Here is a 594-nt window from a genome sequence, read left to right on the forward strand (position 1 = left end):
CATTTTGTTGTAAAAGCAAGGTATATAGACGGGAAGCGTTCATCCCTACCAGCCAGTCACTGAATTGTCTTGTCTGAGCTTCTTTATACAAAGAGATATAGTTTTGACCATCTTTTAACTGTTTCATTCCTTTCTGTACTTCATCCACTTCCAATGAGTTAATCCACAAGCGTTTTGTTGGTTTATAGGATACTCCGGCTAGTTTTAGTATCAAACGGGCGATATTTTCCCCTTCTCGGTCACAGTCCGTTGCGACGATTATTTCATCCGATTGTTTTAGTAGTTGCTTTACAATGATAAACTGCTTTTTCTTATCCTTCCCAACTTGAAACTGAAATGTTTCCGGGAACATTGGCAGGTTTTCCAGCTTCCACTTTTTCCATTCTTCCTTATAGTTTTCCGGCGAAACCAGTTCCACTAGATGGCCAAATCCCCACGTGATAAATGCTTTCCCCTGAAAGAAACGGGGATCGTTCACCTCCACATATCCATCTTTTTTGCTGACGTTTTGAAATGCTTCCGCATATAATGTAGCTTGACTTGGTTTTTCCGCTAGTACGGTAACTGTCAATGCAAATCGCTCCTTTTTCTTGT

General features: G+C 40.6%; 1 protein-coding gene. It reads right to left on the reverse strand.

Annotated features, from left to right (window positions below; genetic code table 11):
* Positions 1–571: toprim domain-containing protein (locus tag AC3G7N_RS21845; protein WP_489424224.1), on the reverse strand; the 571-nt coding region annotated here is incomplete at its 3' end.
* Between the last annotated feature and the right edge of the window lie 23 nt (positions 572–594).

The organism is Virgibacillus carmonensis, assembly GCF_057836705.1.